Origin of the sequence: Kitasatospora papulosa (assembly GCF_000717245.1) — a bacterium.
GTDB lineage: Bacteria > Actinomycetota > Actinomycetes > Streptomycetales > Streptomycetaceae > Streptomyces > Streptomyces papulosus.
This window is the reverse complement of the sequence record NZ_JNYQ01000001.1, coordinates 1203369-1221342: the sequence shown is the minus strand read 5'-3', so window position 1 is coordinate 1221342 and position 17974 is coordinate 1203369. Positions and strand designations below refer to the sequence as shown.

The following is a 17974-nucleotide window of genomic DNA, read 5'->3' as shown; positions in this document are numbered from 1 at the left end:
GCGTCATTGCGGCTCCCATACAGCGGTGCGGGGTCAGACGGTGCGGGGTCGGACGGTGCGAGGTCGTCCGGTCGTGCGGAAAGCGGTGAAGCCGGCTGTTCCGGAGGGCCCGTCGCCCGCCGGAGCGGTGGCGAAGAGGCCGAGCAGCGCGCCGACCCAGCGCCACGGGGTGGCGGCGAAGACCTGGCCGGAGGCCCGGAAGCCGGTCCCGTCGCCGGTGTCGGCCCAGAAGCGGCAGCGCGCGCCGCGGGTGACCTCGATCCGGACGCGGACGGAGGCCCCGGGCGCGGGCCGGGGGTGTTCGGCGTCCCGCTCGTGCTCGGCCACGGACTCGGCGTACCGGTGCACGAGCAGGGCCCCGCCGTCGGCGCCGGCCTCCAGTCCGATCCACGAGAACGCGTCGCCGAGCACGGCGAGGCCGGCCTTGGCTCCCGGTTCGGCGGTGTCCAGCGTGATGCCCACCTCGACGGTGAACTCCTCGGCGGGCAGGCGTTGCACCAGGACGTTGGGCAGGGCGCGCAGGTCGTGGGCGTACGCGGTCCGTACGCAGCTGAGGCGCAGCCCGTCGCCGGCGTGCCCGATCGTCCAGCCGGTCCGCGGGTTGGCCGTCCACTGCCACTGGCGTCCGTGGCGGCCACCGGGGAAGTCGTCGTCGGAGGCAGGTGCCCCGGCGGTCCGCTCCGGGGCCTCGGGGAGCCGGTGGCGCAGGACGGGCTCGCCCTCGTCGCCGATGACCGGCCAGCCCTCCTCCCAGCGCATCGGCTGGAGGTGCACCACCCGGCCGTACGCCCCGCGTGCCTGGAAGTGCAGGAACCAGTCCTCACCCGCGGCGGTACGGACCCAGCCTCCCTGGTGGGGTCCGTTGACGTCGGTGCTGCCCTGGGCGAGGACGACACGCTCCTCGTAGGGGCCTTCGAACGTCCGCGAGCGGAAGGCGCCCTGCCAGCCGGTCTCCACTCCCCCGGCGGGGGCGAAGATCCAGAACCAGCCGTCGTGCCGGTAGAGCTTGGGGCCCTCCAGGGTGAACCAGCCCGGGATCGTGTCGGCGTCGACGAGGGTGGTGCCCTCGTCGAGCAGCTCGCGTCCGTCGGGGCTCATCCGGTGGCCGGTGAGCCGGTTCTTGATGCCGGAGCGGGACTTGGCCCAGGCGTGCACCAGGTAGGCCTCGCCGGTCTCCTCGTCCCACAGGGGACACGCGTCGATGAGGCCCTTGCCGGCCTTCACCACGTGCGGCGCGCTCCAGGGGCCCCGGATGTCCTCGGCGTTGATCTGCTGGATGCCGTGGTCGGGGTCGCCCCAGAAGATCCAGAAGCGGCCGGCGTGATGACGCAGCGAGGGTGCCCACACCCCGCAGTCGTGGCGGGGCACCGCGAAGTCGGCGTCCGGTCCGGGCCGTTCGAGGGCGTGGCCGACGAGGGTCCAGTTGACGAGGTCGCGGGAGTGCAGCAGGGGCAGTCCGGGGGCACGGCCGAAGCTGGACGCGGTCAGGTAGTGGTCGTCCCCGACGCGGACGACGTCCGGGTCGGACCAGTCGGAGTTCAGGACCGGGTTGCGGTAGGTGCCGTCCCCGAGGTCGGCTGTCCAGGGCGCCGTCATGCGGCGACCGCCTTGCGGACGTGGGCCGCGGCGGCGTCCCGGTCGAGGTGTCCGTCGGCGACGACGGTGACGACCCGGCGCACGACGGTGGCCCCGGCGGGGACGGGGAGGCGGCGCTCGGCCGCGAGGGAGGATCCGACCCCCGGGTACTGGGTGGTCCGTACGAACCAGGGGTCGCGCCGGGTCTCGTCGGTCGCGCCGGCGAAGACGAGTGTCCAGCCGTCCCCGGCGAGGGCCAGCCAGTCGGCCGCCCTGCCGTGCACGGCGTCCTCGCCGTCGAGCGTGCCGCTGAACACGGCGGGCGGTGCCGCCTCCTTGGGCGCGCGCCAGAAGAAGCCGCCGTAACCGGCGCCGGGGCGGCCGTTGGTGGCGGGGCTGCCGATGGAGAGGTCCGTGCGGCCGCGGTTGGTGAGGGAGAAGGAGAAGTCGAGCGCCCAGGCGGTGGCGGAGAGCCCGGTGGCGGCGACCGTGCGGTGCTCGCGCAGCAGCTCGGTGCCGTCGGCCTCCCAGCTGAGTTCCTCCACGAAGCCGTCCGGGTCGCGCAGCTTCCAGCCGAGGTGGCGCTGGGTGCCGTGGTTGTCGAGCTCGGTGGGGCCCTGGTCGCGTACGTAGGTGCGCCCGCCCCAGAAGTTGTGTCCGGCCACGTCGGGCACCGCGACGGAGGCACCCAGGTGGTGGATGTGGTCGGCCGGACGTTCCTCGGTGACGGGGGTGCCGGCGAGGGTGGTGACGGGGTGCAGGTAGGGACGGCTGTCGGTCCCGGGCCCGTAGCCGTAGCGGCCGACGGGGCGTCCGGCGCAGCTGAGGAGTGCGGTGGTCATGGTGTGCTCACCTCGCTGGGGCGCGCCCAGGAGGCGCCTAGTTCGGAGAAGAGGGTGAGGGTGTCGGCCGCGGCGGCGACGGTGCCGTCGATGCCGTGCACGACGCGCCGTACGCCGTCGCCCCGGTCGGCGGGCCGGGTGTGCCAGGCGGTGGGCGGCAGCGGGGCCGGCTCGGGAGCCGTGCGTACGGCTTCCAGGACCCGCATGAACGCGCCGGTGCGCTCCGGCGGCACGAGGAGCGCGGTGCCGTGCTCCAGGTGGTCGACGAGGTTCTCCAGGAGGTCGGTCCGCCCGTGCACGGCCTCCTCGGGGCCGTGTCCGGCGCGCTGGACGAGGACCCGGTCCTGCTTGTACCAGAAGGTGATGCGGCCGCGGTCGCCGTGGACGACGACGTACGGCTCGCCGGCCTCCTCGGCGCAGAGGGTGACGGCGACGGTGACCGGCATCCCGTCGGTGGTGGTGATCCGGACGCAGCTGGTGTCGTCGGACTCGATGTCGTGGGCCCTGAACAGCTCGGTCTCGATGGACCTCACGTCCTCGGCCGTTCCCCGGCCCGCGAGTTCGAGTGCGGTGGCCACGGCGTGCGCGAGGGGGTTGGTGAGCACCCCGTCGACCACGTCGGTCCCGTTCAGCCGGCGCCGCCCCGCCCAGGGCGCCCGCCGGAAGTAGGCGTCGTCGCGGACCCAGGCCCCGGCCGCGCCGACGCCCCGGACGGAGCCGATCGCTCCGTCGCCGATGAGCTCCTTGACGGCCGGCACCGCGTGCGAGCCGAAGGACTGGAAGCCGATCTGGCAGGCGACGCCGGCCTCCCGCACCCCGTCGGCCATCCGCGCGTAGTCGGCCCAGGTCGCGGCGGGGGGCTTCTCCAGGAGCAGGTGGACGCCCCGGGCCGCCGCCGTCAGGGCCAGCGCGGTGTGGGTCGGGATGGGGGTGCAGACGACGGCGACGCGGGCGCCGGTGGAGTCCAGGAGGGCACCGAAGTCGGCGGACTGCTCGGGCATCTCCCCGGCGAACAGGTCGAGTTCGTCGTCGGTCAGCGGGGTCAGTTCGCAGATCCCGGCCAGCCGGACCAGGCCCTGGTGCTGGAGCCGCCGGATGTTGGCGAGGTGCCAGCGCCCGTGGCCGCGGGCGCCGGCCAGGACGAGGGGAAGGGGGGTGGTCGCGCTCATCGGCCCGCCCTCCCCGTCCCGGCCACGCGGCCGGTCCGGGCGGCGCGGGGGCTCGGCTTCCGGGTCATGTCCGTCATCCCTTCACGGCGCCGGCACTGAAGCCGGTGATGAGCCACTTCTGGATGAAGGCGAAGACGATCACCACGGGCACGGCGGCGATCACACCGCCCGCGGCCAGCGCACCGAGGTCGACGCTGTCGGCGCCGATCAGGGTGTTGAGGCCGACCGGGATCGTCTGCTTGTCCTGCTCGCTGAGGAACATCAGCGCGAACAGGAAGTGGTTCCAGCTGTGGACGAAGGCGAACGAACCGACGGCGATGAGTCCGGGGCGCAGGAGCGGCAGGACGACCGCGCAGAAGGCCTTGAAGCGTGAGCAGCCGTCCACCCAGGCCGCCTCCTCCAGGGAGACCGGCACGTTCTTGATGAACCCGCTGATCAGGATGATCGACAGCGGCAGCTGGAAGACGGTCTCCGCGATGACGACGCTCCCGAGGGAGTTGATCATCTGGAGGTTCTTGAAGATCTCGAAGAGCGGCACGAGCATCAGGGCGCCCGGGATGAACTGCGAGCACAGCAGGGCCAGCATGAACGCGCCCTTGATCTTGAAGTCGAACCGGGCCAGCGCGTAGCCGCCGGCCAGCGCGACCAGGGTCGTGGCGATCAGCGTCGCGACGCCGACGATCATGCTGTTCTGGAAGAAGACGGCGAAGCTGCGCTCGTTCCAGACCTTGGAGAAGTGGGCCCCCGTCATCGGCCAGGGCACCAGTGAGGTGGAGCCGGCGGGCCGGACGGCGAAGAGGAACATCCAGTAGAACGGGACGAGCGTGAAGAGCAGGTAGACGCCGAGCGGCACGTAGATCTGCCAGCGCGGTACGTCGTCGAAGGCACGCTCGCGCGTGGCGCGGCGGGGCGAGGAGGGCGGTGGGGCGGAGCTGCCCCGGGACGGGCCCGGCGTACGGGCGTCCTTCTTCTCCACGAGTGCGGCGGTCACTTGTTGTCGCCTCCGAACTTGCTCAGGCGCAGATAGACGATCGAGCAGAAGAGGAGGATCACGAAGGCGACGGTGGTGAGCGCGGACGCGTATCCGAAGTCGTGGCCCTCGATGCCTGTGTTGGCGACGTAGAGCGGGAGGGTGGTGGTCTCGCCCGCGGGTCCGCCACCGGTGAGGGTGTACAGCAGGTCGACGTTGTTGAACTCCCAGACCCCGCGCAGCAGGGTGGCCAGGATGATCGCGTCGCGCAGGTGCGGGAGCGTGATGTGGAAGAACTGCCGCAGCCGGCCGGCGCCGTCCACCGACGCCGCCTCGTACAGCTCCTTGGAGACGGACTGCAGGTCGGCGAGGATGAGGATGGCGAAGAAGGGGACCCCGCGCCAGAGTTCGGAGACGGTCGCCGCCCAGAAGACGGTGCCCGTGTCGGAGAGCACCGAGGTGCCGTACTCACCGATCCCGGCGTCCGCGAGGTAGCGGCTGAAACCGGTCGAGGAGTTGTAGAGCAGGATCCAGATGGTGCTGGTCAGCACACCGGAGACGGCCCAGGGCGAGAAGACCATGGCGCGGGAGATACCGCGGCCGACGAAGGTCTGGTTGACGATCAGCGCGAGGGCGAGGCCGAGCGCGAGCTGGAGGGTCACCTGGGTGAAGACCCACTGCGCGCTGAAGCCGAGCGTCGGCCAGAACTGCTCGTCCTCGGTGAAGATCCGCGTGAAGTTGTCGAGGCCCGCGAAGCCGTTCCGCCACGGCTTGGTGACGTTGTAGTTCTGCAGGCTGTAGTAGAAGACGCTGACCACCGGATAGGCGATGAAGCCCAGCATCAGCAGGCCCGCGGGCGCGATCAGCAGATACGGCAGGCGGCGGGGGGTGGCCGAGCGGCGCTTGGACGCCTTCCCCTTGGGGGGCGGTGTGGCCACGGCTGCGGATTGGGCCATGACGCGTCTCCGTTCTCTGGAAAAGTGCTGGATGTGCCGTTCTTCCGGTGCATGGTGCAAGCGCTTGCCGCATGTCGTTCGGTATTCCGGACGAGGCGGTGCGCTGAATCCTCTTCGCCCGGTCAGCCCGCGTACGGGTCGGGCACCTCTCCCTGGCGGGCGAGGAACGTGAAGTCGCAGCCGGTGTCGGCCTGGGTGATCTGGTCCTGGTAGAGCGCGCCGTAGCCGCGTCCGTAGCGGGCGGGCGGCTCGGTCCACTCGGACCGGCGCAGTTCCAGCTCCTCGTCGGACACGTCGAGGTGGAGCAGCCGCGCCTCGACGTCCAGGGTGATCCGGTCACCGGTGCGGACCAGCGCGAGCGGTCCGCCGACGAACGACTCGGGTGCGACGTGCAGGACGCAGGCCCCGTAACTGGTCCCGCTCATCCGGGCGTCGGAGATCCGCACCATGTCGCGCACCCCCTGCTTCAGCAGGTAGTCCGGGATGGGCAGCATGCCGTACTCCGGCATCCCGGGGCCGCCCTTGGGGCCGGCGTTGCGGAGCACCAGCACGTGGTCCGGGGTGAGGGCCAGGGCCGGGTCGTTGATGGTGCGCTGCATCTCCTTGTAGTCGTCGAAGACGACCGCGGGACCGGTGTGGCGCAGCAGGTGCTGTTCGGCGGCGATGTGCTTGATGACGGCGCCGTCCGGGCAGAGGTTGCCGCGCAGGACCGCGACACCGCCCTCCTCGGCCAGTGGGTTGTCGCGCTCCCTGATGACGTCGGTGTTGTGGACGAGCGCCCCGTCGAGCTGCTCGCGCATCGTGCCGTGCGTGACGGTGGGCCGGTCCAGGTGGAGCACGTCGGTGAGCCGCGCCAGGAAGCCGGGCAGCCCTCCGGCGAAGTGGAAGTCCTCCATCAGGTACTTCCCGCCGGGGCGGAGGTTGGCGAGGACGGGCACGGTGCGGGCGATGCGGTCGAAGTCGTCCAGGGTGAGCTTCACCCCGGAGCGGCCCGCCATCGCGATCAGGTGGATGACGGCGTTGGTGGAGCCGCCGAGCGCGAGGACGGTGGCGACGGCGTCCTCGTAGGCGTCGGCCGTGAGGATCTGCGACAGCGTCAGCTGCTGCCAGACCAGTTCGACGATCCGGATGCCGGACTGCGCGGCCATGCGGTCGTGTCCGGAGTCCACGGCCGGGATGGAGGAGGCGCCCGGCACCGTGACGCCGAGCGCCTCGGCGGCGGCCGTCAGGGTCGAGGCGGTGCCCATCGTCATGCAGTGGCCCGGTGAGCGGGCGAGCCCGTTCTCCAGTTCGGCCATCTCGCAGTCGCCGATCAGTCCGGCCCGCTTGTCGTCCCAGTACTTCCACATGTCCGTGCCGGAGCCCAGGACCTCGTTGCGCCAGTGGCCCGGCAGCATCGGTCCGGCGGGCACGAAGACCGTGGGCAGGTCGACGGAGGCGGCGCCCATGAGCAGCGCGGGCGTCGACTTGTCGCAGCCGCCGAGCAGCACGGCGCCGTCGACGGGGTAGGAGCGCAGCAGCTCCTCCGTCTCCATCGCCAGCATGTTGCGGTAGAGCATCGGGGTGGGCTTCTGGAAGGTCTCCGAGAGCGTGGACACCGGGAACTCCAGCGGGAAGCCGCCCGCCTGCCAGACGCCCCGCTTGACCGCCTGCGCGCGTTCGCGCAGATGGACGTGGCAGGGGTTGATGTCGGACCAGGTGTTGAGGATCGCGACGACCGGCTTGCCCAGGTGCTCCTCGGGGAGGTAGCCGAGCTGCCGGGTGCGGGCGCGGTGGCTGAACGAGCGGAGCCCGTCCGTGCCCCACCACTGGTGGCTGCGCAGCTCGTCGGGGGCGATGCGGCGCCCCGCCGTGCCGGTGCCGCTCATATCGACCACCCGGCGACCAGCCCGGCCACCTCGGCCCGCTGTTCCTCGGGCAGGGCCCTGCTCGGCGCGCGTACGTCGCGGCGGCAGAGCCCGAGCGAGGCCAGGGCCTCCTTGACGACCGTCACGTTGTTGGCGGACTGGCGGTCGGCGCGCAGGTCCTCGAAGCGGCGGATCTGCTCCCAGACCTTCATCGCCGCGACGTAGTCGCCGGCGCGCAGGGCCTCCAGCATCGCGAGCGAGACGCCGGGGGCGACGTTGACGAGCCCGGAGGTGAATCCGGTGGCGCCGGTGGCGAAGTAGGAGGGTGCGTAGAGCTCGGCGAGCCCGGCGACCCACACGAACCTCTCCAGGCCGGCGTCCCGCGCGAACGCCCCGAAGCGGGCGGCGTCCGGGACGGCGTACTTCACACCGATGACGTTGGGGCAGCTGTCCGCGAGCTCGGCGAGGCGCTCGCCGGCGAGCAGCGGGTTGCGGACGTAGGGGACGACGCCGAGCTCGGGAACGGCCCGGGCGATGGCCCGGTGGTAGTCGACCCAGCCGTCCTGCGAGACGTAGGGGTGCACCGGCTGGTGCACCATCACCATCTCGGCGCCCCTCTCCCTGGCGTGCTCGGCGGCGGCGACGGCGGTCGGCACGTCGTGGCCGACCCCCACCAGGACGGTGGCACGGCCGCGGGCCTCCTCGACGGTCAGCTCGGTGACGGTGCGCCGCTCGTCGGGGGTGAGCGCGTAGAACTCACCGGTGTTGCCGTTCGGGGTGACGATGCGGACGCCGCCGTCGAGCAGCCGCCGCAGCAGGGCCTGGTGCGCCGGGACGTCGATGCTCCCGTCCTCGGTGAACGGGGTCACCGGGATCGCCACAACGTCTGCGAGGGCCGCCTTCAGCGGGGAGAGGTCCATGCGGACCAGCCTTTCGTCGAGGTGCTGGTGGGTCACGTCCAGCGGGTGGTTCACGCCGCGCCACCCCCGTCTTCGTCGTCGGGGAAGGCACGGCGCACGAACGATGCGATGTGGTCGTGCAGGGCCGCGGCGGCGGCCGTGGCGTCGTCGGCGAGGGCGAGCCGCAGGATCTCGCGGTGCTCGGCCGCCTCGCGCTCCCAGGACGGGATCGCCGACCAGGCGACGGTCGACACGAGGGCGGCCTGGTCGCGGATCTCGTCGAGCATCCGGGCGAGCAGCGGGTTGCCGCAGGGCAGGTACAGCGCCCGGTGGAAGTCCCGGTTGGCCAGCGACCTGTCCGCCTTGTCGATCGCCGAGTCGGCGCGCTCCAGGGCTTCCTGGGCCGCCTCCAGCGAGGCCTTGCGGGTGATGGAGCGGCGCAGCGCCTCCGGTTCGAGGAGCAGGCGCACGTCGTACACCTCCCGGGCCATGGTCGCGTCGACCAGCCGTACGGTGGCACCCTTGTACTGGCTCATGACCACGAGACCGGTGCCCGCGAGCGTCTTGAGCGCCTCGCGTACGGGCGTCTTCGACACCCCGAACTGCGCGGCGAGTTCGGTCTCCACCAGTGCCTGGCCTGGCTTCAGCTGCGCGGTCAGGATGGCGTGCTTGATCGCCTCCAGCACGTACTGGGTCCTGGACGGAATCGGGGCAGGCGCAAAGGTCATGGGTGAAGAGCTCTCGCATCTCGCGTATCGCGTCTCATATATGACGTACGAAGTACGACGCGATGAAGCTAGAGCGGTGGGAATGTTTCGTCAACGCTTCTGGCAAAAGAAGTTCGGCGAACACCGGTCCGGTACGCGTCGAAGGGCGGTCGGGCGCACCCGGAACGCGGCAGGCGCAGGTCCCCGGCCCGTGGCCGGGGACCTGCGCTTCGAGGATGCGGGAGACCCGGGGTCAGCCGCCGCCGACCGCGGAGAGCGCCTTCGTGACGGCGCTCAGGTCCGGCCCGGAGGCCAGGCCCGCGTGGTAGAGGCGCAGCTGGTTCGCGCCGAGCGAGGCCGCGTGCGAGGCGTCCCGCTCCAGGGTGCCCGGGCTGCCGCCCATCCCGCTCACCACGTTGAAGTTCGCGGCCAGCACCCCGGAGAGCCCGGCGAACGGCCCGAGCACCGCCTCGCGGGCCGCGTCCCCGCCGGTGCACGGAAGCACGACGCCGTCGGCCGTGGACAGGATGTGGGCGGGGTCCGTCCCCACGTTGGCACCGGTGCGGTGGGAGGCGGGGTCGGCGTGCAGCAGCACCTTGAAGCCCGGCCCCGGCGCCGCGGCCCGCACGGCGGCGACGGCGGCCTCCTGGAGGCTCCCGGCGACCTGGCGGCGCCACCGCAGGGTGGCCCCGGCGAGTCCGGCGCCGAGCAACTGCTCCACCCCGGCCCAGCCCTGCTCACCGGAGCCGGACCCGGACCAGACCGGTTCCAGGGCGCGGCGCACGGCGGCACGCAGTTCCTCGGCGTCGAGCCCCGCCGAGCCGTAGCCGGCCCGGCAGTCGGCGCAGAAGCAGAGGGACATCAGGTACTGCGCCGCGTCCCCGAGAGCGACCCCGGAGGTCTTGTCGTGGGCGTGCAGATGGGCGAAGCCGTACCAGCCGCACGACTCCAGCTCGGTGCCGTGCGTCCCGGGGCGCACGGCGGCCTCGGCCGCCAGGTCCACCAGGTACGCGCGGACGGCCTGCCGGGCGATGCACGGCGCCCAGGGGTACCGGTCGCCGTAGGCGTTGACGACGGAGGTCTCCGGATGCTCCGCGCCCATGCGGGAGTTGTGCGCGAGGACCACCCAGGAGTGCACCTGGAGGCCCGCGCCCGCCAGGGCCTCGGCCGCCTCCCCGTAGGGGTCCTCGCCCGCCACCCAGGACTGCGTGAAGGGGCGCAGCCCCCGGCCCGCCCAGCGCGTGGCGTCGGGCGGGTAGAGCACCGCGGCGTGTTCGGCGGTGACGATCCGGCGGCCGGGATGGCGCGGGGTCAGCGCCCGGGTGGAGTGGTAGGCGGAGGCCAGCGTCACCTGCTGGACGCCGGTGTCGGCGAGCCGGGCCGCGGCGTCCGGGTCCCCCACAACGTCCCAGGGGTACAGGAAGGCGGAGGCTCTCACTCGCCCTCCCCGGCACGGTACTTGTCCAGCACCGCACGGCCGCTCGCGATGATCGAGGCGAGCTCGTCGACGTGCTCCGCCGGGGGCTCGGTGAGCGGGGTGCGCACCGGTCCGACCTCCAGGCCCCCCAGCCGGACGGCCGCCTTCACGAGCGACACGGCGTACCCGTGGCCCTTGGCCCGCAGTTCGACGAGCGGCCGGTAGAAGTGGTCGAGCAGCGCGTTGGCCAGGTCGTCGTCGCCGGACTCCAGCGCCCGGTAGAAGGCGAGGGCGATGTCGGGGGCGAAGGCGAAGACGGCGGAGGAGTAGAGCGTGACGCCGATGCCCCGGTAGGCGAGCCCGGTGAGCTCCGCGGTGGGCAGCCCGTTGAAGTACAGGAAGTCCTCGCCCGGCAGCGCGCTGCGTACGGCGCTGACGATGCGCTGCATCAGGTCGAGGTCGCCGAGGCCGTCCTTGAGTCCGACGATCCCGGGCGTCCGGGCCAGGGCGACGACGGTCTCCGGGGTGAAGACGGCGTTGTCCCGCTGGTAGACGATCGTCTCCAGCGAGGTGGCGGCGGCGAGGGCCGTGTAGTGGGCGAGCAGTCCCTCCTGGCCGGCGACGACGAGGTAGGGCGGCATGGCGAGGAGCCCGTCCGCCCCCGCCTCCTCGGCGAGTTCCGCGTACCGGACGGCGAGCGCCGTGCCGTAGCCGGCACCGGCGACGACGGGCACCCGGCCGCCGGCCTCCTCGACGGCCGCACCGACGACGAGCCGGAACTCCTCGGGGTCCAGCGCGTGGAACTCGCCCGTGCCGCAGCAGGCGAAGACGGCCGCGGCACCGGCGTCGACACCCGTGCGCACGTGCGCGCGGAAGGCGTCGAGGTCGACGGCGCCGTCCGGCCCGTAGGCGGTGACGGGGAAGAAGAGCGGCCCGGCGACGGTGGTGAGTCGGGCGGCAAGGGGGGCTGAGGTCACGGGCGCTCCCTGAGCAGATCCAGGCGTGCACAATTATGATCGGTGTCCATATCTCTGAACGCTGCCACGCTAAGGCAGTCGCGCGGCGCCGGTCAAGACACGTACACCCGGACCGGGACCGGACCGGTCGGCACGGAGCGCCACTTGACGCGGTCCGCCACTCCTTCCTAGCGTGTCCACGCATGTGAATGCCGTCCATGAGCCGGACGCATCCCGGGCGATCGCGTGGCATCCGCGCGCCACGCGCACCTCGCTGTCCGTACGCCAGTCCCCCCGCAGCCCAGCCCCGCACCGTCCGCGCACGCCGCGCCCTGCGCCCTGTGCCCGCACCGAGGAGATCCACGTATGCCAGCTCCCCGTACCGTCCTTCTCACCGGCGCCGCCGGCGGCCTGGGCACCCTGATGCGGGGACTGCTCCCCGCGTACGGCTACGACCTCCGGCTCCTCGACGTCGCTCCCGTCGAGGGCGAGCCGGACGCGATCACCGCCGATCTCGGCGACAGGGCCGCACTGCGGGAGGCCGTACGGGGCGTCGACGCGGTGATCCACCTGGCGGGCATCTCCCTCGAAGCCTCGTTCGACAAGATCCTGCGCTCCAACATCGAAGGCACGTACAACCTCTACGAGGCGGCACGCGAGGAGGGCGTCGGGCGGATCGTGTTCGCCTCCTCCAACCACGCCATCGGCTACACCCCCCGCCCGCTCGCGGGTGATCCGCTGATCCCCGTCGGGACCCCCCGCCGCCCCGACACCTTCTACGGGCTGTCGAAGTCCTTCGGCGAGGACCTCGCCCAGCTCTACTGGGACAAGCACGGCGTGGAGACCGTCTCCGTGCGCATCGGCTCCTGCTTCCTGGAACCGACGTCGGTGCGGATGCTGTCCGTCTGGATGAGCCCCGGCGACGGAGCGCGCCTCTTCCACGCGGCCCTCACCGCCGAGGACGTGCGGCACACCGTGGTCTACGGCTCGTCCGACAACACCCGCCTGTGGTGGGACCTGACCACGGCCCGCTCCCTCGGCTACGACCCGCAGGACGACTCCGAGCAGTACGCGGAGAAGCTCGTCGCCGAGCAGGGCGAACTGGACCCGGACAACCCCGACCACGCCCACCTCGGCGGGCACTTCGTCACGAACCCCCCGATCTGGCCCCACTGACGGGCCCGCGCCGGTCCGTGCCGTAATTCGCGCGACGCGAGGCCGCGGGGGCGGGCACCATACGGCCATGCCGAAACCCTCCGGATTCCAGTACGAGCAGCACGGCGACGCGAGCGTCACCGTCACCCACCACGGCCGCCCCGCGGGCACCCTGCGCGGCGGCCGGGCGGAGAAGTTCCTGGCCGAGGTGGTCTCCGGCGACGCCCAGCTCGTCATGGCCCGCTGGACCGGCGCCTACCGGCACGGCAACGAACGCACCGCCCGCGAGCACCCCCGCAACCGGGCCCGCGGCGGGCGCTGAGCCGTACGGAGCAAGCCGCCGAAGGTAAGGGAACGGCAAAGCCGGGTCGTTCGTTACCCCGTGCATGACCGCAATGACCCCCGGCTCGAACATCCCTCTCTCCGCCGCCCGCGTGGCGGTGGACGTCGCCGCCCCGGTGCGGCTCGACGTCTCGGGCCTGCTGCTCACCGCCGACGGCAAGGTGCGCTCCGACGACGACTTCATCTTCTACAACCAGCCCTCGGGCCCCGGCGTGACGTACCGCCCGGGCGGCGGGTCCGCGCCCGACGCGATCGTCGTGGACACCACGGCGGTCCCCCCGGGCATCGAGAAGATCGTGGTCACGGCGAGCCCCGACGCCGCGGGCCGGACCTTCCAGGGCGTCGAGCCCACCGCCACCGTGCGCAACGCGGACGACGGCAGCGCGCTCGCCACCTTCACCCCGCCGCAACTGGGCAGCGAGACGGCACTGGTGGTCATCGAGATCTACCTGCGCAACGGCGCCTGGAAGGCCCGCGCGGTCGGCCAGGGCTACGCGAACGGTCTGGCCGGGATCGCGACGGACTTCGGCGTCTCGGTGGAGGAGCCCGCCGCCGCGGCGCCCGCTCCGGCCGCACCCGTCGCCCCGCCCGTCGCTCCCCCGGCCCCCGTGGCCGCTCCCGTGGACCCCCGGATCGCTCCCCCCGCCCCCGCGGCCCCGCCGGCACCGCCCGCCCCGCCCGCCGGCTCCGGCAAGATCAACCTCGACAAGGGCCGGATCAGCCTCCAGAAGAACCAGACGGTCTCCCTGGTCAAGGGCGGCAGGCCGCTGCTCTCGCAGGTCAAGATGGGTCTGGGCTGGGAGCCCGCGTTCCGGGGCAAGGACATCGACCTCGACGCCTCGGTGATCGCCTTCGGCCCCGACCGCGGCCACCTGGACAGCTGCTACTTCGGCAAGCTCTCCATCCTGAACGGCGCGATCAAGCACTCCGGCGACAACCTCACCGGAGAGGGCGCGGGTGACGACGAGGTGATCGTCGTCGACCTCGGCAGGATCCCCGCCGAGGCCACCGGACTGGTCTTCACGGTCAACTCGTTCACCGGGCAGAAGTTCACCGAGGTCGCCAAGGCCTACTGCCGGCTCATCGACGCGGCCACCGGGGAGGAGCTGGTCCGCTTCGACCTGACCGGGGCGGAACCGCAGACCGGCGTAATGATGGCCAAGCTGATCAAGCAGTTCTCCGGTGAGTGGGAGATGACGGCCATGGGTGAGTTCGTGAAGTCACGGACCGTCCGCGGCATGGTCAAGCCCGCCGCGAAGGCCCTGTAGCGCCCGACGGGCCCCGCAACGGCTTCCGGGGCACCTGACGGGTCTCCCCTTCAGGTGCCCCGGATCCGGAGAGTCTCCGGCGGGACGCGTAGCGTGCTCGTGCGCTCCCTCAGAGCTTGGTCAGCTTCGAGTACGGACTCAGGATCCTCCCCTGTCGACCGGAGAAGTCGATGAGTACCGCGTCGTTGTCGCCCTCGACGGCGAGGACCCGACCGAGTCCGAACTGGTCGTGCGACACCCTGTCGCCCACATCGAAGCACTCGACCGGTGGGGCCGCCTGGGCCGGGCGGTTGAAGGGACTGGAAGGCAGGTGACGCCGGGAACCGGCTGACTGTTTCATTACGGTCGAGTATGCGCCCTGTAAGCGCCGGACGCCATGCCCGACCGCTCCGGAGGGGTCAGTAGTGCCGCATTCGTAATCAGCGGTTCCAGGGCCAGTCGGCGCTCCTGCCCGCTTCCAGCAAGGGCACCATGCGGAACGCCGCGTCGGAAAGTCCCCCGAACGTGTGGCGGTTCTCGCTTCCGGACGGCGCGTGACCGACCCGGTGGCCGGCGAGGTTCCAGGTGTAGACGGGCACGGTCGGCGGGATCCCTCCGGTGGCGTCGCCGTAGTAGGTGAACGACGCCTGCTCGTCGGTGACGATCAGCACCCGGTCGTGCGCGCGGTAGTGCTTGCGCACCGCCTGCACGGTGTTCGTGCCGCCCAGGTCGCCGAACCGGTCCAGGATCCTCAGCACGGACTCCCCTTTGCGGTACCCGACCGCCGAGCTGGTCGTGCCGAACTCCACCAGGTCCGCGTCCGCGGCCCGCAGCGCGAGCGACGCACCGAAGACGGCCGCCGCGTCCGCACGGTTCAGCAGGGAGCGGTCGGAGAGCGGCGACCACATCGACCCCGAGCGGTCCACCAGGATCAGGGTGCGGCCGGGCAGCGCCGGGACGTTCGCCAGGGAGTGACCGAGCGCCTGCTCCAGCGGGTACGCCCAGCGCAGCGACGGCGCGTGCCGGTACGCCGCGAGGTAGCGGAAGGGGAACTGCCGCGACGAGGCCACGGCCTCCGGGTCACTGATCCGTGCCGCCACACGCGCCGCGGTCCCGTCCGGGACCCCCGCCTCGTCGAAGTTGCGGAGGTTGCGCACGAGCGCCATCGCCCCCATGGACGGGATCACGGCCTCCCAGGCCGCGGCGTCCATCGGCCCCTGCAGCCAGCCGGCCAGCGCCTCCCAGGTCATGCCCGCCTCGGCCAGCCGCTCCGCGCCTCCGGGCCCGGTGATCACCGAACGCCGTTCGGCGGCCGGTACCGCCATGAGTGCCCGGTGGGCCGTCAGCGTGCGGTCCGACGCGGGCGCCTCCGCGCCCTCGGGGTGGTGCCTGCGGTCCAGCGCGTACCGGAACAGATCGCCCTGCCAGGGCTTGGCGGGGTCCGGCGCGGCGTGCACCAGGTTGAGTACGTCACCGAAGCGGTAGACCCTGGACGCGGTGTCGTACTTCAGCAGCGCCTTGCCGTCCCAGAGCCGGCGCACCGCGTCGGCGATCCCGCGCTTGACGGGCTTGGGCACGGCGCGGCCGTAGCGCGAGGTCCAGTACCCGAGCAGTTCACCGGGCTCGTCCGCGCGCAGCAGTACGGAGTCCACGACCTGCCGGTTGGAGGGGCCGTCCACCGCGCCGGCGTCGAGCCGCGCCTTCACGTACTCGGCGGCGCCGACGACCGACGCGGTGCGCATCCGTCCGTCGCGGCGCAGCCAGCGCAGCAGCCCGGCCGTCCACTCCGGGTCCTCGACGGCGAGCGCCCGCACCAGCGCGGCGTAGCGCGTGTCGCGCTCCTCCCCGTCCTCGTGGAAGGTCTCCTGCGACACGAAGTTGGCGACCGCGAGCAGGAACAGCTCGGAACGGCTGTCGCGCAGATGCCCTGTGGCGCCCTGGTGGTTGCGGGCGGTGCATCCGGTCGTCGTCACGGGCGAGGTGACAGGGGAACGGGTGAGCCGGGTGTTGAAGCGTGCCATGTGAATTCCCCCGAATTCATGGGAGAGGGCACAGCGGAGGAGGGGTGCCCGAGATCAGGAGTCGGCGACGGTGCTCTTCCGATGCTCTGTCCGGCTGAGCTACCGGCCGTGGCCGGGCGGGACTCGAACCCGCGACCCTCGGATCAATGAAGTATCCGTCACCTGCGCACCGGGCACCCCGGCGCATGTGCCTCCCGAGATCAGGACGGCTGCGGCGTGTTTCGGGAAAGGAAGTAGCCGCTGCCTTCGCACCGGGAGGTGCATGGCCATGACTCTAGGAGGACGGCCGCGCGGCGCGCGAGGGGATTTCCCGCGCGCGCCGCACGTGCCGGTGCCGGGTCAGTGCTTGTGCGGCTGGCGCTTCCACGGGCCCGTGATGGCGAGCATGATGCCGGGGGTCTGGATGTTGGCGAACAGCGTCTTCCCGTCGGGCGAGAAGGTGACCCCGGTGAATTCGCTGTAGGAGGGGTCCTCCTCCGTGCCGCCGTTCAGCTCGTTGCGCGCGATCGGGTAGGTGCGGCCGCTGTCGGTGGCCCCGAAGAGGTGCTGGATCCCTTCGCCGTCCTCGGCGATGACCAGACCGCCGTAGGGGGACACGGTGATGTTGTCCGGGCCGTCGAAGGCGCCGTCCTTGGAGGGGTCGGCGTTGACGCCGAGGAGCACCTTCAGGGTCAGCGTGCGGCGCTTGGGGTCGTAGAACCAGACCTGGCCGTCGTGGGCGACCGGGCTCTCGCCGCGCGCGAAGGAGGAGACGACGTAGGCACCGCCGTCGCCCCACCACATGCCCTCGAGCTTGCGGGCCCGGGTGACCTGTCCCTCGGTGAACTGCTTGCGGACCGAGACCGTCTTCGCGTCGCGGTCGGGCACGTCGGCCCAGTCCACGCCGTAGACGGTGCCGATCTCCGTGGCGCGCGACAGGTCGTCGACGAACGCGCCCTTCCTGTCGAAGCACTTGGCGGCCTGGAGGACACCGGCGTCGTCGGCGAGCGTGCGCAGCTTGCCGCGGCCGTGCGTGAAGCCGTGCGGCGGGACCCAGCGGTAGAGCAGGCCGTTGGGGCCGGAGGCGTCCTCGGTCAGATAGGCGTGGCCGCGCTTCGGGTCGATGACGACGGCCTCGTGGGCGTACCGGCCGAACGCCTTGATCGGTCGCGGGTCGCGGTTGGCGCGCTTGTCGTACGGGTCGACCTCGAAGACGTAGCCGTGGTCCTTGAGGAGGCCGTTCTTGCCGGCCTTGTCCTCGGTCTCCTCGCAGGTGAGCCAGGTGCCCCACTCGGTGCTGCCGCCCGCGCAGTTGGTCGACGTGCCGGCGATACCGACCCACTCGGCGGTGCGGCCGTCGCGGCGGGTCTCCACGACCGTGCAGCCGCCGGCGGCGACCGGGTCGTACACGAGGCCCTCGGTGAGCGGGACGGGGTGCTCCCAGCCGGCCCGGGTGCCGCTCAGCTCGTGGTTGTTGACCAGCAGGGTGACTCCGCGGGCCCCTTCGAAGGCGGCGGTGCCGTCGTGGTTGGAGGGGGTCGGCTCGCCGGTCTCCAGCTTGGTGACACCGCTGTGGGTGAGGACGCGGTACGAGAATCCGGCGGGCAGCGCGAGTATGCCCTTCGGGTCGGGGAGCAGCGGGCCGTAGCCGAGCTCCTTGCCGAGCCCGTGCCCCTTGTCGTCGTCGTGCCCGTGTCCGCCGCCGTGTCGCGCGTCCTCGGCCGCCAGGGCGCCGGGAGCCGTGGCCAGGGTGCCGACGGCACCGGTCAGGGCTATGCCGGCGCCGGTGAGGGCGGACTGTCTGCTGAATTCCCTGCGCGTGATCGACATCGAGGACTCCTGCTGGTGCGTGGCCGGGTGGGTTGGCGCGATCACGCTCCCTGCCCCGCACC

The 17974-nt window shown here is 72.1% G+C and carries 16 protein-coding genes; 3 read left to right on the top strand and 13 right to left on the bottom strand.

Features of this window, described 5'->3' with window-relative positions:
* Window positions 1–33 precede the first annotated feature (33 nt).
* From IA22_RS0105365 to IA22_RS0105320, 10 genes are all read right to left on the bottom strand, one after another.
* Window positions 34–1596 (bottom strand): glycoside hydrolase family 43 protein, encoded by a 1563-nt coding sequence (locus IA22_RS0105365; protein ID WP_038271704.1) that lies wholly within the window; start codon window positions 1594–1596, stop codon window positions 34–36.
* The gene (locus IA22_RS0105360) at window positions 1593–2417 is read right to left on the bottom strand and encodes a DUF6807 domain-containing protein (RefSeq protein ID WP_030122876.1); all 825 of its coding nucleotides are present in this window, start codon (window positions 2415–2417) and stop codon (window positions 1593–1595) included. Before IA22_RS0105360 ends, IA22_RS0105365 begins: the two co-directional genes overlap by 4 nt.
* A complete protein-coding gene (locus IA22_RS0105355; RefSeq protein WP_014156937.1) occupies window positions 2414–3586 on the bottom strand; it encodes a Gfo/Idh/MocA family protein in 1173 nt (390 codons plus the stop codon). The genes IA22_RS0105360 and IA22_RS0105355 overlap by 4 nt, the downstream gene beginning before the upstream one ends.
* 73 nt (window positions 3587–3659) lie before the next feature.
* Window positions 3660–4577, bottom strand: a complete 918-nt coding sequence (locus tag IA22_RS0105350; RefSeq protein WP_014156936.1) for a carbohydrate ABC transporter permease — start codon at window positions 4575–4577, stop codon at window positions 3660–3662.
* Window positions 4574–5512, bottom strand: coding sequence for a carbohydrate ABC transporter permease (locus tag IA22_RS0105345; protein WP_015576716.1), 939 nt, complete (start codon window positions 5510–5512; stop codon window positions 4574–4576). Before IA22_RS0105345 ends, IA22_RS0105350 begins: the two co-directional genes overlap by 4 nt.
* 122 nt (window positions 5513–5634) lie before the next feature.
* Complete coding sequence (gene araD, locus IA22_RS0105340) at window positions 5635–7380, bottom strand: L-arabinonate dehydratase (RefSeq protein WP_030122875.1); 1746 nt, start codon at window positions 7378–7380, stop codon at window positions 5635–5637.
* A complete protein-coding gene (locus tag IA22_RS0105335) occupies window positions 7377–8279 on the bottom strand; it encodes a dihydrodipicolinate synthase family protein (protein ID WP_030122874.1) in 903 nt (300 codons plus the stop codon). The genes araD and IA22_RS0105335 overlap by 4 nt, the downstream gene beginning before the upstream one ends.
* Before the next feature lie 50 nt (window positions 8280–8329).
* Window positions 8330–8986 carry a GntR family transcriptional regulator gene (locus IA22_RS0105330; protein ID WP_014156932.1) on the bottom strand — a complete coding sequence of 219 codons (657 nt, stop codon included), beginning with the start codon at window positions 8984–8986 and terminating at the stop codon, window positions 8330–8332.
* A gap of 232 nt (window positions 8987–9218) precedes the next feature.
* The gene (locus IA22_RS0105325; protein WP_030122873.1) at window positions 9219–10403 is read right to left on the bottom strand and encodes a hypothetical protein; all 1185 of its coding nucleotides are present in this window, start codon (window positions 10401–10403) and stop codon (window positions 9219–9221) included.
* Window positions 10400–11359, bottom strand: a complete 960-nt coding sequence (locus tag IA22_RS0105320; protein WP_030122872.1) for a 5-dehydro-4-deoxyglucarate dehydratase — start codon at window positions 11357–11359, stop codon at window positions 10400–10402. The genes IA22_RS0105325 and IA22_RS0105320 overlap by 4 nt, the downstream gene beginning before the upstream one ends.
* 345 nt (window positions 11360–11704) lie before the next feature.
* On the opposite strand from IA22_RS0105320, the gene IA22_RS0105315 reads away from it, so the two are divergent.
* The 3 genes from IA22_RS0105315 to IA22_RS0105305 all read left to right on the top strand — a co-directional run bounded on the left by IA22_RS0105315 (window position 11705) and on the right by IA22_RS0105305 (window position 14103).
* Window positions 11705–12514, top strand: coding sequence for an NAD-dependent epimerase/dehydratase family protein (locus IA22_RS0105315; RefSeq protein ID WP_014156929.1), 810 nt, complete (start codon window positions 11705–11707; stop codon window positions 12512–12514).
* 67 nt (window positions 12515–12581) lie between these two features.
* Complete coding sequence (locus tag IA22_RS0105310) at window positions 12582–12815, top strand: hypothetical protein (protein WP_014156928.1); 234 nt, start codon at window positions 12582–12584, stop codon at window positions 12813–12815.
* A gap of 64 nt (window positions 12816–12879) precedes the next feature.
* Window positions 12880–14103: a TerD family protein gene (locus IA22_RS0105305; RefSeq protein ID WP_030122871.1), complete on the top strand. Its 1224-nt coding sequence runs from the start codon at window positions 12880–12882 to the stop codon at window positions 14101–14103.
* Between the two features lie 109 nt (window positions 14104–14212).
* Here IA22_RS0105305 and IA22_RS36760 read toward each other — a convergent pair whose 3' ends face one another.
* The 3 genes from IA22_RS36760 to IA22_RS0105290 all read right to left on the bottom strand — a co-directional run bounded on the left by IA22_RS36760 (window position 14213) and on the right by IA22_RS0105290 (window position 17912).
* Window positions 14213–14443, bottom strand: a complete 231-nt coding sequence (locus IA22_RS36760; RefSeq protein ID WP_014156926.1) for a hypothetical protein — start codon at window positions 14441–14443, stop codon at window positions 14213–14215.
* Window positions 14444–14522: 79 nt separating this feature from the next.
* The gene (locus IA22_RS0105295) at window positions 14523–16103 is read right to left on the bottom strand and encodes a TROVE domain-containing protein (RefSeq protein WP_030122870.1); all 1581 of its coding nucleotides are present in this window, start codon (window positions 16101–16103) and stop codon (window positions 14523–14525) included.
* 339 nt (window positions 16104–16442) lie between these two features.
* The gene (locus tag IA22_RS0105290; RefSeq protein ID WP_030122869.1) at window positions 16443–17912 is read right to left on the bottom strand and encodes an alkaline phosphatase PhoX; all 1470 of its coding nucleotides are present in this window, start codon (window positions 17910–17912) and stop codon (window positions 16443–16445) included.
* Between the last annotated feature and the right edge of the window lie 62 nt (window positions 17913–17974).